Origin of the sequence: Kitasatospora sp. NPDC001603 (assembly GCF_040298365.1) — a bacterium.
Lineage (GTDB): Bacteria > Actinomycetota > Actinomycetes > Streptomycetales > Streptomycetaceae > Kitasatospora.
Genome location: NZ_JBEPAA010000032.1, coordinates 16,926 through 35,182, shown reverse-complemented (window position 1 = coordinate 35,182; position 18,257 = coordinate 16,926). Strand labels below are relative to the sequence as shown.

The following is an 18,257-nucleotide window of genomic DNA, read 5'->3' as shown; positions in this document are numbered from 1 at the left end:
GATGGACGTGCACAGTCGGCCCCCTGCCGACAGCATGACAGAGTAAGCGCTCCATCACTTTGAGCAACGGGGCCAGCGGGTCGGCGGATCCGCGCGCCGGCGACCCCGGCGGCCCCGTATCGAGAGGTCCCATGATCACATCACTCCGCCGGCCGGCAGCTCCGCAGGCGGGCTCCCCGGACGGTACGCAGCGGACGCCGGGGAGCCCGTCGTGAGAGCCCACCAGCAGTCGCGCCCGGGACCGGTCACCAGCACGCGCTCGGCGCCCGCGAACAAGGGCGAGGCCCTCGCCGACTGGGCCGACGGCCGGCTCGGCATCTACGCCCTGTCCAAGGCCAACCTGCGCAAGATCTTCCCGGACCACTGGTCCTTCATGCTCGGCGAGATCTGCCTGTACACCTTCATCATCATCATCCTGACCGGCGTCTGGCTGACCCTGTTCTTCCAGCCGTCGATGGCCGAGGTGACGTACGAGGGCTCGTACATCCCGCTCCGGGGCATCCGGATGTCCGAGGCGTACGCCTCGACGGTCGACATCAGCTTCGACATCCGCGGCGGTCTGCTGATCCGGCAGATCCACCACTGGGCGGCGATCGTGTTCGTCGCCGCGATGCTGGTGCACATGATGCGCGTCTTCTTCACCGGCGCGTTCCGCAAGCCGCGCGAGATCAACTGGATCTTCGGCGCGCTGCTGCTGTTCCTCGGCATGTTCGACGGCTTCATGGGCTACTCGCTGCCCGACGACCTGCTCTCCGGCACCGGCATCCGGTTCATGGAGGGCGCGGTGCTGGCCGTCCCGCTGGTCGGCACGTACCTGCAGTTCTTCATCTACGGCGGCCAGTTCCCCGGCTTCGTGATCGTGCCCCGGCTGTTCACCGTGCACATCCTGCTGATCCCGGGGATCATGCTGGGCCTGCTGGTGGCCCACCTGATCCTGGTCTTCTACCACAAGCACACCCAGTTCTCCGGGCCCGGCCGCAAGGAGGAGAACGTCGTCGGCATGCCGCTGATGCCGGTCTACATGGCCAAGGCGGGCGGCTTCTTCTTCCTGGTGTTCGGCATCATCAGCGCGATGGCGGCGATCGCCACCGTCAACCCGATCTGGGCCTACGGCCCGTACCGGCCGGACCAGGTGTCCACGGACGCCCAGCCCGACTGGTACATGGGCTTCTCCGAGGGCCTGATCCGGATCATGCCGGGCTGGGAGATCGGCCTCTGGGGGCACACCCTCAACATGGGCGTCTTCGTGCCGCTGATGATCTTCCCGCTGGTGCTCTTCGCCATCTGGACGTACCCGTTCCTGGAGGCCTGGGTCACCGGCGACCGGCGCGAGCACCACATCGCGGACCGCCCGCGCAACGCGCCGGTGCGGACCGGCTTCGGCGCCGCCTGGGTCAGCCTCTACGTGATCCTGCTGATCGGTGGCGGCAACGACCTCATCGCCACCCACTTCCACCTGTCGATCAACGCCATCACCAACGCGGTCCGGATCGGCTTCTTCGTCCTCCCGGTGGTGGTCTTCGTGATCACCAAGCGCTGGTGCCTGGGCCTCCAGCGGCGCGACAAGGAGAAGGTGCTGCACGGCCGCGAGACCGGCGTCATCAACCGGCTGCAGCACGGCGAGTTCGTCGAGGTGCACGCCCCGCTCCCGCAGGGACGGCTGTACACGCTCACCTCGCACGAGCAGCCGCAGCCGGTGGAGCTGCCGGCCGAGGTGGACGAGAACGGCGTGGTCCGCCGGGCCGGCCTGCTCACCCGCACCCGGGCCCAGCTCTCGCGCGGCTTCTTCGGCCGGGGCAGCCAGATCGCCAAGCCGACCGCGCAGGAGCACGAGGAGATCACCAGCGGCCACGGCCACCACTGACCTCCCGCCCCCCGCACGACCGGGCCCGCCACGCCGTCCAGCGCGTGGCGGGCCCGTCGCGTGCGGTCACCCCGCGGACTCCGGCGCGCGGCCGCCGCCCCGGTCAGGCCCGCAGCGCGACCGGCACGACCGCGAGCAGGGCCGCGGCGAGCGCCACCGAGAGGCAGACGGCCGCCCAGCGCGCGCAGATCCGCCGGCACTCGCTGCGGTAGCGCGCGGCCAGCTGGCGGCACCGCTCCACGGCCCGGTCGACGACGTCCTCGGCGTAGCGCAACCGGTCGGCCGCGTAGGCCCGTTCGAGGTCCTCCCGTTCGGCGGGCGACAGCCAGGGGAACCGGCCCGCGAACGCCTGGGCGTCCCGCTCGGCCGCCGCCACCTCGGCCTCCCAGGCCAGGTAGCCCTCCAGTCGGGCGATCTCCACCCGTGCGTCCACCCGGGGCCGGGCCGGGCCGCCGCCCTTGCCCGGCCGAGGGGTCCGCGCTCTCGGCGGGCGCTCTCTGCCACCCATGACCGCTCCTTGTCCAGCACCCGGGCACCGCGGCGAGCAGCACTGCGGCAACGGCGCGCACCAGTCGATTGGGCCGGCCGAACGCTCCACCGGCCAGGACAGCAGCCGGCGGTCGATCGCACCGCAACCACGCAACTACTATCAGTGACCGACGGCGGCCCGCGGGACGACTCGCCGGGTCCGGCCGCACCACGGGGCGCCCGGCCGGCCGCCCGCGCTGGGCCGATCGGTGCGACGGCGGCCCCACGGAACGCCCGCACGACCGGCGCGGCGGCCCGCCCGGGCACGCCCGCCCGCACCCCGAAAACCAGGTGGACACGCTCCGCATCCAGGCGTGTACGATCAGCGATCACGGCGGCGCTCTGCCCGACCGCCGGTCCGGCCTGCCCCGGTCCGCCCGGGGTCCGCACCAGGAGGTCAGCCATGCCCGATGCCGGTCGGTTCAGCGAGTTGGGTGAGCAGGGCTCGCAGGCCGTCATGGAGGCGGCCGCGGTGCTGGAGCGCGAGCTGTCCGCCGGGCTGACCGACGCCAAGGCCGCCGGCGACCGGCTGACCGGCGAACACCACGTCGACCAGGAGGAGTTCGACCGCCTGGTGCGCCGGGTCTCGGAGAACACCCACCAGCTGATCGACGCCGTCAGCAGCCGCCTGCTCGGCAGCACCACCGGCGACGCCGCCGACCAGACCCAGCGCCTCGCCGCCGACGCGCACGACGTCCTCGATCTGCTGCTCAACCTCAGCTCGCTGGCGCCGGCGCTCGCCAACCGGACCATGGAGAGCACCTTCGGGCCCCGGCAGAGCCCGGCCGAGCGCCCCGGCGGGGCCGACGGCCGGCACGGGTGACGACCACCGCCCGGCCGCTCGTCGGCGCCGCCACCCTGGTCGAGCGGGTGCTCGCCCGGCACCGCGAGCGCACCGTGGCGGAGCTGCTGCGCCACATCCCCGAGGAGAGCCCGCCGTACCTGTACGAGCTGGCGGCCGACTACCCGGCCCGGCCGTGCAAGGGACTGCGGGCCGGGCTCTGCCTGGCCACCTGCGCCGCGTTCGGCGGCGACCCCGAGCGGGCGCTGAACCCCGCCGTCACGGTCGAGCTGTTCCACAACGGCTTCCTGATCCACGACGACATCCAGGACGGCAGCGAGCTGCGCCGGGGCGCGCCGACGATCTCCGCCGAGCACGGCGTCGAGGTCGCACTGAACGTCGGGAACGCGACCAACCTGCTCGGCCTCCGGCGCCTCATGGCCAACCGGCGCGAGCTGGGCGGCGAACTGGCCTGGCGGCTGTTCGAGGAGACCGAGCTGATGTGCCGGCAGTCGCTGGAGGGGCAGGCCCTGGAGATCGCCTGGATCCGCGACAACGCCTGCGACCTGGTGCCCGCCGACTACTACCGGATGTGCCTCAAGAAGACGTCCTGGTACACCTTCCTCTACCCCTGCCGCAGCGGTCTGCTGGTGGCCGAGGGCGCCGGCGCCGACGCCGCCCGGCTGGACCGGTTCGGCTGGTACCTGGGGGCCGCGTTCCAGATCCAGGACGACGTGCTCAACCTGGTCGGCACCGAGGCGGACTACGGCAAGGAGATCGCCGGGGACCTCTGGGAGGGCAAGCGCACCCTGCTGCTGATCCACCTGCTGGAGCGCTGCACCCCGGCCGAGCGCGCCCGCGTCGTGCGGCACCTCGGCCGCACCCGGGCGCAGCGCGGGCCCGGCGCCGCGGAGGAGGTGTGCTGGCTGCTGGACCGGATGACGGCGTACGACTGCGTGGAGAGCGCCCGGCACGCGGCGGACGGGCTGGTGGCCGCCGCCGAGCGGGAGATCACCGAGGTGCTGGCGGCGGCGCCGGGCCTCGCCGACCCGGCCGGGGAGGCCGCTGAGGCGCGGGAGTTCCTGGCCGCCCTGCCCGACTTCGTGGTCACCCGCGGGCGCTGAGCCGACCGGACCGGCCGGAGCCCGCCGGGGCCGCGCCGTCCGGGGCCGTTGCCCCGGAGTTCACTTCGCCTGCGTAAGGTCCACGCCACCGGTCCCAGGCCTTCGGCCCGCTGCGGACGGTCCAGCGCGCCGCCGGCCCGGACGAGGCGCTCGCCCTCGCCAACTGCGTCCCGCAGGCCCTCGCCGCCAGTGCCTGGACCGCCGACCTCACCGCGGCCCTCGACCTCACCGCCCGCCTGCACGCCGGGGAGACCTGGCTCAACTGCCACCTCGCCCAGAGCGCGGAACTCCCGCACAGCGGCCGCGGCGCCTCCGGCCACGGCACCGACCTCTCGTCCTCGCCCTCCAGGAGTACCAGCGCCCCGAGACCGTCACCGTCAGGCTCTGACGGCACCGGGTGGCCGGGCCTGACCGGGCCCGCCTGAGTACTTCCGCCCACCCGGATCCGAGTACCCGACCCCTGCTCCCGGGCGGGGCCCGGCGGCCAGGATCGGAGGATGACCGATACCGCCTCCGGGCCCCGCGCGAACTGGCGTCGCGCCCCGCTGGTCTCCACCCGGGTGACGGGGCTCGGCCTGCTGTTCGTCCTCCCGCTGCGGGTGCTGGCGCAGCTGGCCGCGGAGCCGTGCCCGGGGCCGGGCGGCTGCCCGGCCACCGAGGCCCAACTGCTGCTCTCCGACCGGCTGCTGCTGGCGACGGCGGCACTGCTCGTGGTGCAGTGGCCGGTGGCGTACCTGCTGCGGCCGGCCCGGGTCTGGGCGGCGCTGGCACCGATGGCGGCGCTGCTGTCGGTGGTCGCCGCGATCTTCACCATCAACCCGGGCACCTGAGCGTCAGGCGAAGGCCGAGGGCCGGCCGAGGGCGACCAGGCGGTGGTCCTTGGTCCCGACGTAGATCCGGCCCTTGTCGGTGGCCGGCACCGAGAACTTGCTGACCGTGCCGATCGGGAAGGAGCGGCGCAGCTTCAGCGTGCCGTCGACCGGGACGGGGTCGTAGGCGCGCAGTTCGCCGCCCTCGCCGTACTGGCCGGTGCCGGACCAGATCACCCAGACCAGGGCGGAGCCGGACCGGGTGCCGTCGGAGGTGACGACGGGTGAGCCGGACATCTTGAGGAAGTCCTCGGCGCTGGTGCCCGCGCTGGTCAGCCGCGGGTCACCGGCCGCGGTGACGGAGTACTTGAGGGCGCGCAGCCTGCCGTAGTTCTCGACGGTGTAGACGTAGCCGCCGTCGCCGCCCCAGACCGCCGGGTGGCCCCAGACGCCGCCGTGCGGGCCGGTGACGCCGACGGCCCGGTCGGTGCCGCCGGGGCCCTGGCCCATGCCGCCGAGGTCGTCCCGGTCGAGCAGGAAGATCCGGCCGTCCTTGCCGACCTGGACCAGCAGGCGGGGGTGGGCGGGGGTGCCGAAGTGGGCGGCGGGCAGGGCGACCGGGCCGCCGGAGCCGAGGTCGGTGTCCCGCTTGTCGAGGGTCGCGTTGTTGCTGGGGCTGAAGAAGTCCCGCGGGGTGAAGCCGCCGTCGTCGTCGACCGCGAAGCGGATCACCGACTCGCCGAGGCCGCCGGGCGGGCTGGAGCCGGGGCCCCGCGCGGGTGAGGCGCCGGCGCCCTGGCCGTTGGCGGTGGTGAGGATGATCCGGCCGGGTCCGTCCGAGACCGGCCCGCTGCCGGCCATCCAGATGGAGGCCCGCTGGGTGTCGGAGCCGGCCACCGTCGACCAGAGGGTGAGCTTGCGGGTCCGGGTGTCGAGGCCGGCCAGGGTGCCGATGTAGTCGCCGATGCCGCAGAGCGAGCCGAAGCCGAGGTAGAGCCGCCCGTCGAGGAGCAGCAGTCCGGGCCGCTGGAGCGAGCGGTAGGCGTTGAACGGCTTGCCGGGCGCGTTCACCGGGTCCCCCTGGACGGTCACCGGCCAGCCGCTGCGCTCGGCACCGGTCTGCGCGTCCATGGCGTGCACGTAGTAGTGCGGGTGCCGGTCGTCCGGGCCGTCGTCGACCTTGCCGGTCAGGTAGACGGTGCCGGTGGCCGGGTCGTACACGGGGGTGGAGGTGGTGCCGACGTTGGGACCGGGGTCGGAGCAGCCGATCGCGGCGGAGCGCCAGGGGGCGCCCGTCGTCCGGTGCCAGCGGACCTTCCCGGTGGCCGCGTCGACCCCGTAGACGTGGTTGGTCTCGGTGGCGACGACCACGGTCGGGCCGATGACCAGCGGCTGGGCGAACACCTGGCCGTCGAGCGGGGTGCTGAAGCGGATGCCGAAGTCGGAGGCGTCGACCTCGCCGGGGGCGAGCCCCGGTTCGGCCTGGTCCCAGGCGGTGCGTTCGGTGGTGACGGAGACGGTCGTGACGTCCGCGCGGGCGACCGCTGCCGGGGCGAGCAGGGCGATGCCGGTGAGCAGGGCGGCCGCCCGGGCGTACGGTCTGTTGGTTCGGTTCATGGCGCCCATGCTTCGGCGGTGGCGGCACGGCCACCAGCGGGCGTGGTCCAGTCGGCGCACCCGGAGCGGCTCGGCCGCCGCCGAAGGCGGTCATTCGCCCGACGGCGGGGGCCCGGTGATCTATCGTCGTCGCTGCACGCGTCACGGGGCGCGCGACGACGGAGGGCGAGGCACGGTGCGGTTCGCAGTCATCGGCACAGGGACGGTCGGGCGGACGCTCGCGGACAAACTGGTGGCGCTCGGCCACGAGGTGACGCTGGGCTCCCGGAACAAGGACAACGAGACGGCCGTCGGCTGGGCGGAGCAGGCGGGGCCGAACGGGCGGCACGGGACCTTCGCCGACGCGGCGGGCTTCGGCGAGGTGGTGCTGAACGCCACCGGCGGGACGGTCGCGCTGGAGGCGCTCCGGGCGGCGGGCGCCGAGCGGCTGGCCGGGAAGCTGCTGGTGGACATCTCCAACCCGCTGGTCTTCTCCGCCGAGGGCGAGGTGACGCTGGATCCGGTGAACACCGACAGTGTGGGCGAGCGGATCCAGCGGGAGTTCCCGGAGGCCCGGGTGGTGAAGGCGCTCAACACCCTGACCGCGCCGCTGATGGTGGACCCGGGGCGGCTCCCGGGTGAGCACAACGTCTTCGTCGCCGGGAACGACGCGGGGGCGAAGGCCGAGACGGTCGCGCTGCTGGGCGAGTTCGGCTGGCCGGCGGAGTCGGTCGTCGACCTCGGGGACATCGCGGGTGCCCGGGCGATGGAGATGATGATGCCGTTCTGGCTCCGCCTGATGCGGGCCTACGGCACGGCCGAGTTCAACTACTCCATCAGGCGCGCCGGGTAGCGCGCCGGGAGGCCCGTGCCCCGTCCCCCGGGTCTCCGGGGGACGGGGCACGCCGCTACCGGGAGCCCGGTCCGGCTCCGGCGGGGACGCGCTTCTCGGGCTCGTCCTCGACCGGCTCCGGGGTGCCCCGGGCCGGCCGGGGAACCCGTACCCCGGCCGGGGCGACGGCGCCCGGGCCGGCCGGGGCAGCGGTACCGGCCACGCGGGCCGCCTCGGTGAGCGCCAGCAGGCGGTCCGCCTCGGCCTGGATGGCGTCCTTGTCACCGATCTCGGCGTCCGGCAGGGCGTCCGGCAGCAGGTCCTCGATCAGCCGCAGCGGCCGGTAGGCGAGGCCGAGCAGGCCCCAGACCGCCAGGACGGCGCCGACCACGACGAGCAGCAGGCCCGCGCCGCGCCCCGGGCCGGTGCCGAGCACCAGGCCGACGGAGTCGGCGAGCGCGCCGCCCGGCCGCATCAGCGGCTCGAAGACGTGGTCGGAGAGCGGCCCCGCGGTGAGGAAGCCGAGCGGCATCATCGACATCGCGAGCATCTGGTTGGTGGCCAGCACCCGGCCCTGGAGCTCCATCCCGACCTTGGTCTGGATCAGCGCCATCCAGTGCGAGTTGAGGATCATCAACGCCGCCCAGAGGCCGAAGAGCCCGCAGGCGGTGATGGCCGCCTGCGGCCGGCAGCCGGTGACGACGGCGGCCACGCCGACCAGCGAGGTGAAGCCGATCATGCCGACCGCGCGCCGCCGGGTGCCGCCCCACAGGGCCATCACCAGCGCGCCCGTCAGCGCGCCGACGCCGCCGACGGCGGTGATCACGCCCAGTTGCACGGCCGAGCCGCCGGCCAGCACCATCGGGGTGACCAGCACCGTCGCGACGGCGAACAGGTAGTTGAAGACCACGAAGAAGACCACCATCGCCACCAGGCTGTGCCGGCGCACGATGTAGCGCCAGCCGGTGACCACCTCGCGCAGCAGCGGCTCCTCCTGCCGGTCGAAGAGCGCGTCCGGGAAGCGGACCAGCAGCAGGCAGGTGACCCCGGTCAGGAAGGTCGCCATGTCGAAGAGCACCACACCGTGCAGGCCGATCAGCGAGACCAGCACGCCACCGGCCAGGACGGCCATCATGTCGCCCGCACCCGTGCCGAGCTGGGCGAGGCCGTTGGCCTGTCCGAGGTAGCGCTTGGGCACCAGCTGGGTGATCGCGGCCAGATAGGCCGGGCGTTGGAAGGCCGAGCAGACCGCCCCGACGCAGGCCACCAGATAGATGTGCCAGACCTCCAGGAGGTCGGCCCAGAGCAGGAGACCGAGCGAGAGCATCGCGGCCGCGGCCACCGTGTCCGTGACGATCATGATCTTGCGGCGGTCGATCCGGTCGGCCAGCGCGCCCGCGATCGGCAGCAGCAGCACGGCGGGCAGCACCGCCACCACCGAGATCATCGCGAAGTCGAAGGCCGAGCCGGTCTGCTGGTAGACCCAGACGCCGAGGGCGAAGGTGGAGAGGCTGGTGCCGATCATCGAGACGAACTGGCCGATCGCCACCTTGGCGAAGGTGCCGAGCTCGGCCCGGGCCGCCGGCCGCTTGGCCGCGACCTGCTCGGCCACCGCCCCGGTGGCGGTGAACTCGGCCAGCACCCGGGCGAGTTCCCCGGCCTGGTGCTTGAGGAAGTAGTGCCCGGCCCGGGGGATGACGGCCAGGTCGACGGCCTCGCCGAAGTGCTCCCACTCGGCGTACCGCTCCTCGTACAGCTGGGTGGCACGGTCCTTCTCGCCCACCACGCAGAGGATCGGCGCCGCGATCCGGGCCGGGCGGGCGTCCCCGTACGCCTGGGTGTAGAAGTCCTCCGCCTGGCGGACGTCGTGGCGCAACGCCCGTACCAGGAAGTCCTGTTCCTCCTGGTCGTAGACGTCGGTGAAGCCGCCCATGGCGCGCAGGTAGTCGAGGTAGGAGCGGTTGGAGAGCATCCGGTCGCCGGGCAGCCGCTTGGCCATCCACTCGGCGAACCGGCCGGGCAGCCGGGCCGCCGGGAAGGTCCCGCCGAGGGCGACGCCGCGCAGGTCGACGCCGGCCGCCTCCAGCCGGGAGCCGAGCGCGGTGGCGAGCGCACCGCCGAGGCAGTGGCCGTAGAGCAGCACCGGGCCCTCGATCCGCTCGGTGATCTGCTCGACCAGGTGGTCCGCCAGGGCGCCGAGTTCGACGAGCTCGTCGTCGGGCCTGCTCGGATCGTGCCCCGGCAGCTCGACGGCGTACAGCCGGTGGCCGGCCGGCAGCGCGTCCGCGAGCGGCTGGAAGGTGATCGGACTGCCGCCGCCGTACGGCACGCAGACCACGCTCACCTCGGCGGGCGCCGTGCCGCGGGTCAGCCGGTGCAGCAGGGTGCGCGGTCCCTCGTCCCCGGTGCCGGCGGCCCGGGCGTCGAGCAGCGCGGCGAGTTCGCGGACGGTGGGGTGCTGGAACAGGTCGATCACCGAGAGGCCCCGGCCGATCAGGCGGACGGCGTGCACCGCGGAGAAGGAGTCGCCGCCGAGCGCGAAGAAGTCGTCCGCCGGGCCGGGTTCGTCGACGGCCAGCACGGTGCGGTAGGCGGCGGCCACCTCGTGCTCGGTGGCGGAGGACAACGCGCCCCCGCCCTCGGCCGGGCGGGCGGCGGCCGGCTCGGGCAGCGCGGCCCGGTCGACCTTGCCGTTGGCGTTCAGCGGCAGGGCGTCCAGCACGACCAGGGCGGCGGGCACCATGTAGTCCGGCAGCCGGGTGCGCAGCGCGGCGCGCAGGGCGGCCGGGTCGGGGGCGGCCGCCGGGTCGGCGGGCACCAGGTAGCCGACGAGGGTGCGGGCGGCGCCCTCGCCGCGCGCCACGACCACGGCCTCGCGCACCTCGGGGCGGCCGGTGAGTTCGGCCTCCACCTCGCCGATCTCGACCCGGAAGCCGCGGATCTTCACCTGGTGGTCGATCCGCCCGAGGAACTCGACGGCGCCGTCCTCCCGGCGGCGGACCAGGTCTCCGGTGCGGTAGCTCCGGCGGCCGTCGACCCGGACGAACCGCTCGGCGGTGAGGTCGTCCCGGCCGAGGTAGCCGCGGGCCACGCCGGCGCCGGAGACGTACAGCTCGCCGGGGACGCCGACCGGCACCGGGCACCGCCGGGCGTCCAGGACGTGGGCGCCGACGTTGCCGAACGGCAGGCCGAGCGGCGCGGTGGCGGCGTCCCCGAGGTCGGCCGGGACGGCGGCGCCGAGCATCGACACCGTGGTCTCGGTCGGGCCGTAGTGGTTGTGCAGCAGCAGGTCCGGGCGGGCGGCCCGGATCCGGGCCACCAGGTCGGGCCGCAGGGCCTCGCCGGCGCAGATCAGCAGCCGGCCGGGCAGGATCCCGGCGAGCCCGGCGCCGTGGGCCGCGAGGCCCTCCAGGTGGCTGGGGACGAGCTTCATCGCGTCGATCCGGTGGACGGCCGTGTAGGCCGCGAAGGCGTCCGGGTCGGTGGCCTGCTCACGGGTGAGCAGGTGCAGGCAGCCGCCGCCGGTGAGCGCGCCGAACACGTTGGTGGTGCCGAGGTCGGCGGCGAAGGTGGAGACCAGGGCCCAGTCCCAGCCCCGCTGGTCGCCGCCGATCCGCTCGCGCAGCCCGTGCAGGTAGTTGCGGACGTTGCGGTGCTCGACGGCGACGCCCTTGGGCGCCCCGGTGGAGCCGGAGGTGAAGATCAGGTAGCAGAGGTTCTCCGGGCCGGCCCCGGCCTCGGGGGCCGGGCACGGCGCCACCGGGGCGTCCAGCGGCTCCGGGACGACGACCGGGGTGCCGGCCACCCGGTCGGCCAGGTCGTCGGTGGTGACCACGGCGGCGGCCCCGGCGGCCGCCAGCAGCGCCCGGATCCGCTCGTCCGGGTAGACCGGGTCGAGCGGCAGGTAGGCGCCGCCGGCCTTGAGGATGCCGAGCATGCCGACGACCAGCGCGGCCGAGCGTTCGACCAGCAGCCCGACCGGGCGGTCCGGACCGACCCCGAGTGCGCGCAGCCGGTGGGCCAACGCGTTGGCCCGGTTGTCCAGTTCGGCGTAGTCGAGGACGCCGTCGGCGCCGCGGACGGCGGGCGCGCCGGGGGTGCGGCGGGCCTGCTCCTCGACCAGGCCGTGCAGGGTGGCTCCGAGGTCCCAGTCGCGCGGGGCGCCGTCCCACTCGGCCAGCCGGCGCTGCTCGGAGGGGGTGAGCAGCGGCAGCTCGGCGAGCGGGCGGTCGGGGGCCCCGGCCATCGCGTCGAGCACGGTGCTGAGATGGCCGAAGACCCGTCGCACGGTCGGCTCGTCGTACAGCTCGGCGCGCCAGACCAGGTCGGCGCAGAGCTCTCCGCCGTGGTCGACGACGGCGACCGAGAGGTCGAACTTCGCGGTGTCGGTGCCGATCGGCCGCCAGTCGGCCCGCAGCCCGGGAAGGTCGAGGTCGGCCCGGTCCTGGTTGTGGACGTTGAGCATGACCTGGAAGAGCGGGGTGTGGGCGAGTTCGCGTTCCAGGCCGAGGGAGTCGACCAGCCGCTCGAACGGCAGGTCCTGGTGGCCGAAGGCGCCCAGGGTGCCTTCGCGGACCCGCTCCAGCAACTGCCGGACGCTCGGGTCGCCGGAGAGGTCGGTGCGCATCGCCAGGGTGTTGACGAAGCAGCCGACCAGCGGCTCCGTCTCGCTGCGGGTGCGCCCGGCGACCGGCGTGCCGACCACGACGTCCTGCGCGCCGGTGTAGCGGGACAGCACGGTCTGCAGGGCGGCGAGCAGCACCATGTAGACGGTGCCGCCGGTCTGCTCGGCGAGCGCCCGGATGCGGCGGGTGCGCTCGGCGCCGAACTCGACGGTGATCCGCCGGCCGTCGGTGCCGGCCACGGCGGGACGCGGGCGGTCGGTGGGCACGGTGACGGTGGCGGTGGCGCCGCGCAGGCGCTCCTGCCACCAGGCCTGCTGGCGGGCCAGCTCGTCGGCCAGCTCGGTCTGCTGCCAGTACGCCACGTCGGCGTACTGGAGGGGCAGCGGCTCGAAGGCCGGTGCGCGGCCCTCCCGGCGGGCCGCGTAGGCGGTGGCGAGGTCGGCGAAGAACACGCCGATCGACCAGCCGTCGGCGGCGATGTGGTGCAGCACCAGGCTCAGCACCGCGCCCTCGGCGGTGCGCAGCAGGGTGGCCCGGACCGGCAGGTCCGCCGCGAGATCGAACGGGCGGCGGGCGTCCTCCTCCAGCCGGGCGTCCACCTCGTCGGCGGGGACGTCGGCGGTGGCGAGGATCGGCGGGGTGGCGGTCAGCGGCCGCGGCCGGACCTCGCCGTCGACGGTCGGGTAGACGGTGCGCAGCACCTCGTGCCGGTCGAGGACGTCGGTGAGCGCGGCGGCCAGTGCGGCGGGGTCCGGCTCGCCCGCGAGGTGGAGGGCGAGCGGGATGTGGTAGGCCGCGCTGTCCGGCTCGTACTGGGCGAGGAACCACATCCGGCGCTGGGCCGAGGAGAGCGGGGCCGGGGCGCCCTCGGGGCGGGGCGCGATGCCCCGGCGGGCGGGCTCGGCGGTGCCGGCGTCCCGGGCGGCCTTCGCGGCCTTGGCCGCGGCGAGCCGACGGCGGAGCAGCTCCTGGCGTCTCGCCTCCCGGTCCGGCCGGCCGCCGGTGGTGTGCTGGTCGCTCATACCGTCTCCCCCGTCAGTGCGCCGATGCCGTCCTCGGCGTCCATGCCGTCCATGCCGTCGATCTCGTCGATCTCGTCGAGCAGTCGCTCCTCTATTCGGCGGGCCATCGCGGCCAGGGTGCGGGACTCGAAGACGCTGCGCAGCGGCAGGTCGATCTCGAAGGTGTCGCGGACCCGGGCGGCCATGCGGGTGGCGAGCAGCGAGTGGCCGCCGAGCGAGAAGAAGTCGTCGTGCCGGGAGACCCGCTCGACGCCGAGGACCTCCTGCCAGAGGTCGGCCAGCAGCTCCTCGCAGTCGCCCTCCGGCGGGGCGCCGGCACCGCCGGAGGGCGGCACCGGCAGCGCGGCCCGGTCGACCTTGCCGCTGGGGGTCAGCGGCAGCCGGTCGAGCAGGACGAGCGCGGCGGGCACCATGTAGTCGGGCAGCCGGGCGCCGAGCGCGGTGCGCAGCGCGTCCTCCCCGACGGTGCCGTCGGTGACGGCGTACCCGGCGAGGACGGGACCGGCCGGGCCGTCGGCCAGCCGGGCGGCGCCGGCGGTGACACCGGGGACGGCGGTCAGCGCGGCCTCGATCTCGCCGAGTTCGATCCGGAAGCCGCGCAGCTTGACCTGGGCGTCGGTGCGGCCGTGGTACTCCAGCCGGCCGTCGGCGCGGCGGCAGGCGAGGTCGCCGGTGCGGTACATCGGCGCGCCCCCGGGGCGGCCGGGCTCGGGGACGAACCGCTCGGCGGTGAGGTCCGGGCGGCCGTGGTAGCCGAGCGCGACACCGTCGCCGGCGATGCAGAGCTCGCCGATGCCGTTGACCGGGACGGGCCGCCCGGCCGTGTCGAGCAGGTGCAGCCGGGTGTTGGCGACGGGCGCGCCGAGCGCCACCACCCCTCCGTGGGCGACGAGTTCGGGCGTGACCCGCTGGATGGCGGACCAGACGGTGGTCTCGGTGGGGCCGTAGAGGTTCCAGAGCTCGCCGGTGCGCTTCAGCAGGGCCCCGGCGAGGTCGGCGGTGAGCGCCTCGCCGCCGCAGAGCGCGGTCAGCCCGGGTCTGCCCGGCCAGTCGGCCTCCAGCAGCAGCCGCCAGGTGGCCGGGGTCGCCTGGAGGTGGGTGACCGCGCGCCGCTCCAGCCAGTCGGCCAGCGCACGGCCGTCGGTGGCGGTGGCGCGGTCGGCGATCTCCACCCGGGCGCCGGTGACCAGGGGCAGCCACAGCTCCAGGCCGGCGATGTCGAAGGTCACGGTGGTGACGGCGGCCATCACGTCGCTCGCGGTGAGGCCGGGTTCGCGGCCCATCGAGGTGAGGAAGTTGACGATCGCGCGGTGCGGGACGGCCACGCCCTTGGGCGTGCCGGTGGAGCCGGAGGTGTAGAGCAGGTAGGCGCGGTCCTCCGGCCCGACCGGGACGGCCGGCAGCTCCGGGGCGGCGGCCGCCTGCGGGCCGTCGACCAGGACGACGGCCCGCCCGTCGAGCAGCGCGTCCCCGGCGGTGGACCGTTCGGCGACCAGCAGGGTGACACCGGCGTCGTCGAGCACCGCCCGGTTGCGGGCGAGCGGCTGGTCGATGTCGAGCGGCAGGTAGGCGGCGCCGCTGCGCAGCACGCCGAGCAGGGCGGCGGGCAGCAGCCGGCCGCGCCGGACGGCGACCGCCACCAGGGTGCCGGGGCCGGCCCCGTGCCCGGCCAGCAGATGGGCCAGCCGGCCCGCGGTGGCGTCGAGTCCGGCGTAGTCGAGGACGCCGTCGGCGGCGGAGACGGCCACCGCCTCCGGGGTGCGGGCGGCCTGGGCGGCGACCAGCTCGTGCAGACGGAGGTCGGGCAGCGCCGCCGCGGGGCCCTCGGCGGGCGCCACGGCGTCCGGCCCGGTGGCCGGGAGCATCGCCAGCTCGCCGAGCGGGCGGTCCGGTTCGGCGACGGCGGCGGCCAGCAGGGCCACCAGGTGGTCCAGCGCGGCCCGGACGGACCGCTCGTCGTAGCGCGAGGTGCGGTACTCGGCGGAGAGCAGCGGGCCCTCGGCCGGGAACTCCAGGAACAGCGACAGGTCGGTCTTGGCCGTGCCGTTGCACACTTCGGCGACGAACTGCAGGCTGAGGCCGGGGAGTTCGAGGCCGGCCACCGGGTGGTTCTGGACCGCGAGCAGGACCTGGGCGATCGGTGAGGCGGTCAGCCCGGCGGAGCCGCCGACCCGGCGGACGTGCTCCAGGAACGGGTAGCCGCTGTGCTCGGCGGCCTCCAGCACCACCGGACGCACGCGGGCGACCAGTTCGCGGAAGGTGTCGGTGCCGGCCGCGTCGAAGCGGAGCGCGACGGTGTTGATCAGCGAGCCGAGCACCTGCTCCAGCTCGGGCACCGGCCGGACCGCGAACGGGCTGAGCACCGCGAGGTCCGTGCGGCCGCTGTAGCGGTGCAGCACTCCGCCGAGCGCGGCCAGCACGGCCATGTAGAGGCTGGCGCCCTCCTGCGCGGCCCAGCGCTCGGTGGCCCGGATCAGCTCGGTGTCGAGCCGGCGGGCGATCCGCCGGCCGGCCGTGTCGTACGGGTTGGGGTGCGGGCGGTCGCCGGGCAGGTGCTGATCGGCGTCGAGGCCGAACAGGCCGTCGCCCCAGCGCAGCGCGCCGTCGCGGGCGGCCGCGTGGGCGCGCTCCTCCCAGCGGGCGATGTCGGAGAACTGCAGCTGAGGCTCGGCGAGTTCCCCGCCCTGGTAGGCGCGGCCGAGTTCGGCCAGCAGCAGCCCGGCGGCCCAGCCGTCCATCGCGGCGTGGTGGACGGTGATCAGCAGCTCGTGCCGGTCGGTCCCGGTGCGCACGGCGAGGGCGCGCAGCAGCTGCCCCCCGGCGAGGTCCAGCGCCCGGGCGGCCTCGGCGCGCAGCGCGGCGTCCAGCTCCTCCTCGCCGGCGCCGGCGAGGTCGAGCAGCGGCACGTCGACGGGGTACGGCGGGCGGATCTCCGCGGTCACCTCGCCGTCGCGGTCGGCGAACGCGGTGCGCAGCACCTCGTGCCGGCGGACCACCTCGCTCAGCGCCCGGCCGAGGGCGGACCGGTCCAGGGTGCCGACGGCGCGGAAGCGCAGCGGCACGTTGTAGAGCGGACTTCCGGGCTCCAGCGACTCGTGCAGCCAGAGCTCGCGCTGGAAGCCGGTGGGGCGGGCGGGCAGCGCGGCCTCCCGCACGGGCGGCGCGACGGACGGACGGCCGCCGCCCCCCTTGGCGACCCGGACGGCGAGCGCGGCGACGGTCGGCGCGGCGAAGAACTCGGCCAGCGGGACGCGGGTGCCGTAGGCGCGCTCGATCCGGGCGAGCAGTCCGGCGGCGAGCAGCGAGTGCCCGCCGAGGTCGAGGAAGACGTCGTGCACGCCGACCTGCGGGACGCCGAGCAGTTGCTGCCAGAGCTCGGCGATCCCGGTCTCGACCGGGGTGCGGGGCGCGACGAACAGCTCCTGGTCGCCCCGGCTCCGGGCGACCGGCGGGAGCGCCCTGCGGTCGGTCTTGCCGTTGGGGGTCAGCGGCAGCCGCGCCAGCACGCCGACGGCCAGCGGCACCATGTAGCCGGGCAGCGCCGCGGCGCAGTGCGCGCGCAGCTCGGCCGCGGTGGGGTCGGCGACGCCGGGCCCGGGCTGGACGAAGGCGGCGAGGTAGTCGCCGGCCTCGTCCCGCTGGACCACGGCGGCGGCGGCCTCGACGGCGGGGTGGGTCGCGAGCACCGCCTCGATCTCGCCCAGCTCGACGCGGAAGCCGCGTACCTTCACCTGGTGGTCGACCCGGCCGTGGTACTCCAGCTCCCCGCCCGGCAGGCGGCGCACCAGGTCCCCGGTGCGGTAGCAGCGCTCGCCGTCGACGGTGACGAAGCGCTCCTCGGTGAGGTCCGGGCGGCCGTGGTAGCCGCGGGCGAGGCCCTCGCCGGAGAGGTACAGCTCACCGATGCCGCCGTCCGGTACGGCGCTCCGCCGCTCGTCGAGCACGTGGCCGGTGGTGCCGGGCAGCGGGCGGCCGATCAGCGGCTCCTCGCTGCCGCCCCGGTCGACCAGCGACCAGGTGGAGTAGACGGTGTCCTCGGTGGGCCCGTAGAGGTTGTAGACCCGCTCGACCCGCGGTTCGCCGTAGACCTGGTCGGCCAGCCGGCGCGGCAGCGCCTCGCCCGCCAGGTTGACCACGCGGACGCCGCCCGGCAGGCCCCTGCCGCCGGGAAGGGCGCCACCGCGCAGCAGCGCCGCCATGGCGCTCGGCACGGTGTTGACCAGGGTCACCTCGTCGCGGGCCGGCAGCTCGGGCAGGGCGAGGACGTTCTCCGCCACCACGACCGTGCCGCCGACGGCGAGCGGGAAGAACAGCTCGTAGACCGAGATGTCGAAGCAGACCGAGGTGCCGAACAGCACACCCGCGACGTCGGCCGGCCCGTAGGTCCGGGCGGCCCAGCGGAGCATCGCGTTGACGCCGCGCTGGGTGACCGCGACGCCCTTGGGCCGGCCGGTGGAGCCGGAGGTGTAGAGGACGTAGGCGAGGGAGTCGGCGCCGCCGCCCGGGGCGAGCGGTGCGCGGGGGCTCTCGGCGTCGGTGTACAGCAGGGTCGCGCCGGCGCCGGCCAGCAGGTGCTCGTGGGCGCGGTCGGTGAGGACCACGGGCGCCTGCGCGTCGCCGATCACCAGCTCCAGCCGGTCCCGCGGGTAGGCCGGGTCGAGCGGCACGTAGGCGCCGCCGGCCCGCAGGACCGCCAGCAGGGCGATCACGAGGTCCGCCGTGCGCGGCAGGCAGACCGCCACCAGGGTTTCGGCGCGTACCCCCGCGGCGGCCAGGCGGCCGGCCATCGCGTCGACGGCGGCGGCCAGCTCGCGGTAGGTCAGCCGCCGGTCGCCGTCGATCACCGCCGTCGCCCCGGGGGTCCGGCCGACCTGTGCGTCGACCAGATCGGCCAGCGAGGCCGTCGGGTCCGGTGGAGCCAGTGGAGGAAGTCCCGTCGAACTCATCAACTCTCCTGAGGGATGGCCCTGCGCCGACTTGTGGTCGGCTGGAAATGGGCGGTGTGCCCTCGGAGATGGTGGGGTAACGGTCTGCGGATGACCAGCACATCTCCATCACTCGTTCGATATGCCGGAA

10 protein-coding genes are annotated in these 18,257 nt (G+C 75.0%); 6 read left to right on the top strand and 4 right to left on the bottom strand.

The window, feature by feature from the left end; all coding sequences use genetic code 11:
* Positions 1–211: 211 nt before the first annotated feature.
* Entirely contained in the window at positions 212–1,864 is a 1,653-nt protein-coding gene (qcrB, locus tag ABT263_RS20755; RefSeq protein ID WP_352291996.1) for a cytochrome bc1 complex cytochrome b subunit, read from the top strand.
* Positions 1,865–1,967: 103 nt separating this feature from the next.
* Here qcrB and ABT263_RS20750 read toward each other — a convergent pair whose 3' ends face one another.
* On the bottom strand, positions 1,968–2,372 hold the full coding sequence (locus tag ABT263_RS20750; protein WP_329485947.1) for a cytochrome C oxidase subunit I: 405 nt from the start codon (positions 2,370–2,372) through the stop codon (positions 1,968–1,970).
* A gap of 423 nt (positions 2,373–2,795) precedes the next feature.
* Between ABT263_RS20750 and ABT263_RS20745 the strand changes: the two genes are divergently transcribed.
* The 4 genes from ABT263_RS20745 (at position 2,796) to ABT263_RS20730 (ending at position 5,127) form a co-directional block, all read left to right on the top strand.
* On the top strand, positions 2,796–3,215 hold the full coding sequence (locus tag ABT263_RS20745) for a hypothetical protein (RefSeq protein WP_352291994.1): 420 nt from the start codon (positions 2,796–2,798) through the stop codon (positions 3,213–3,215).
* Positions 3,212–4,297 (top strand): polyprenyl synthetase family protein, encoded by a 1,086-nt coding sequence (locus tag ABT263_RS20740; protein WP_352291992.1) that lies wholly within the window; start codon positions 3,212–3,214, stop codon positions 4,295–4,297. The genes ABT263_RS20745 and ABT263_RS20740 overlap by 4 nt, the downstream gene beginning before the upstream one ends.
* Positions 4,298–4,407: 110 nt before the next feature.
* Positions 4,408–4,722 carry an aldehyde dehydrogenase family protein gene (locus tag ABT263_RS20735; RefSeq protein WP_352292078.1) on the top strand — a complete coding sequence of 105 codons (315 nt, stop codon included), beginning with the start codon at positions 4,408–4,410 and terminating at the stop codon, positions 4,720–4,722.
* 72 nt (positions 4,723–4,794) lie between these two features.
* The gene (locus ABT263_RS20730; RefSeq protein ID WP_352291990.1) at positions 4,795–5,127 is read left to right on the top strand and encodes a hypothetical protein; all 333 of its coding nucleotides are present in this window, start codon (positions 4,795–4,797) and stop codon (positions 5,125–5,127) included.
* A gap of 3 nt (positions 5,128–5,130) precedes the next feature.
* On the opposite strand, the gene ABT263_RS20725 is transcribed toward ABT263_RS20730, so the two are convergent.
* On the bottom strand, positions 5,131–6,723 hold the full coding sequence (locus tag ABT263_RS20725; protein WP_352291988.1) for an outer membrane protein assembly factor BamB family protein: 1,593 nt from the start codon (positions 6,721–6,723) through the stop codon (positions 5,131–5,133).
* Positions 6,724–6,898: 175 nt separating this feature from the next.
* On the opposite strand from ABT263_RS20725, the gene ABT263_RS20720 reads away from it, so the two are divergent.
* Positions 6,899–7,555, top strand: a complete 657-nt coding sequence (locus tag ABT263_RS20720) for an NADPH-dependent F420 reductase (protein WP_352291986.1) — start codon at positions 6,899–6,901, stop codon at positions 7,553–7,555.
* Positions 7,556–7,610: 55 nt separating this feature from the next.
* Here ABT263_RS20720 and ABT263_RS20715 read toward each other — a convergent pair whose 3' ends face one another.
* Both ABT263_RS20715 and ABT263_RS20710 read right to left on the bottom strand, forming a co-directional pair.
* Positions 7,611–13,181, bottom strand: a complete 5,571-nt coding sequence (locus ABT263_RS20715; protein ID WP_352291984.1) for a non-ribosomal peptide synthetase/MFS transporter — start codon at positions 13,179–13,181, stop codon at positions 7,611–7,613.
* Entirely contained in the window at positions 13,178–18,127 is a 4,950-nt protein-coding gene (locus ABT263_RS20710; RefSeq protein ID WP_352291982.1) for a non-ribosomal peptide synthetase, read from the bottom strand. Before ABT263_RS20710 ends, ABT263_RS20715 begins: the two co-directional genes overlap by 4 nt.
* Positions 18,128–18,257 lie beyond the last annotated feature (130 nt).

Coding starts and splice junctions, on each gene's coding strand:
- ABT263_RS20750 (WP_329485947.1), bottom strand. CDS start 2,372: ATGGGTGGCAGAGAGCGCCCGCCGAGAGCGCGGACCCCTCGGCCGGGC.
- ABT263_RS20745 (WP_352291994.1), top strand. CDS start 2,796: ATGCCCGATGCCGGTCGGTTCAGCGAGTTGGGTGAGCAGGGCTCGCAG.
- ABT263_RS20730 (WP_352291990.1), top strand. CDS start 4,795: ATGACCGATACCGCCTCCGGGCCCCGCGCGAACTGGCGTCGCGCCCCG.
- ABT263_RS20725 (WP_352291988.1), bottom strand. CDS start 6,723: ATGAACCGAACCAACAGACCGTACGCCCGGGCGGCCGCCCTGCTCACC.
- ABT263_RS20715 (WP_352291984.1), bottom strand. CDS start 13,181: ATGAGCGACCAGCACACCACCGGCGGCCGGCCGGACCGGGAGGCGAGA.
- ABT263_RS20710 (WP_352291982.1), bottom strand. CDS start 18,127: ATGAGTTCGACGGGACTTCCTCCACTGGCTCCACCGGACCCGACGGCC.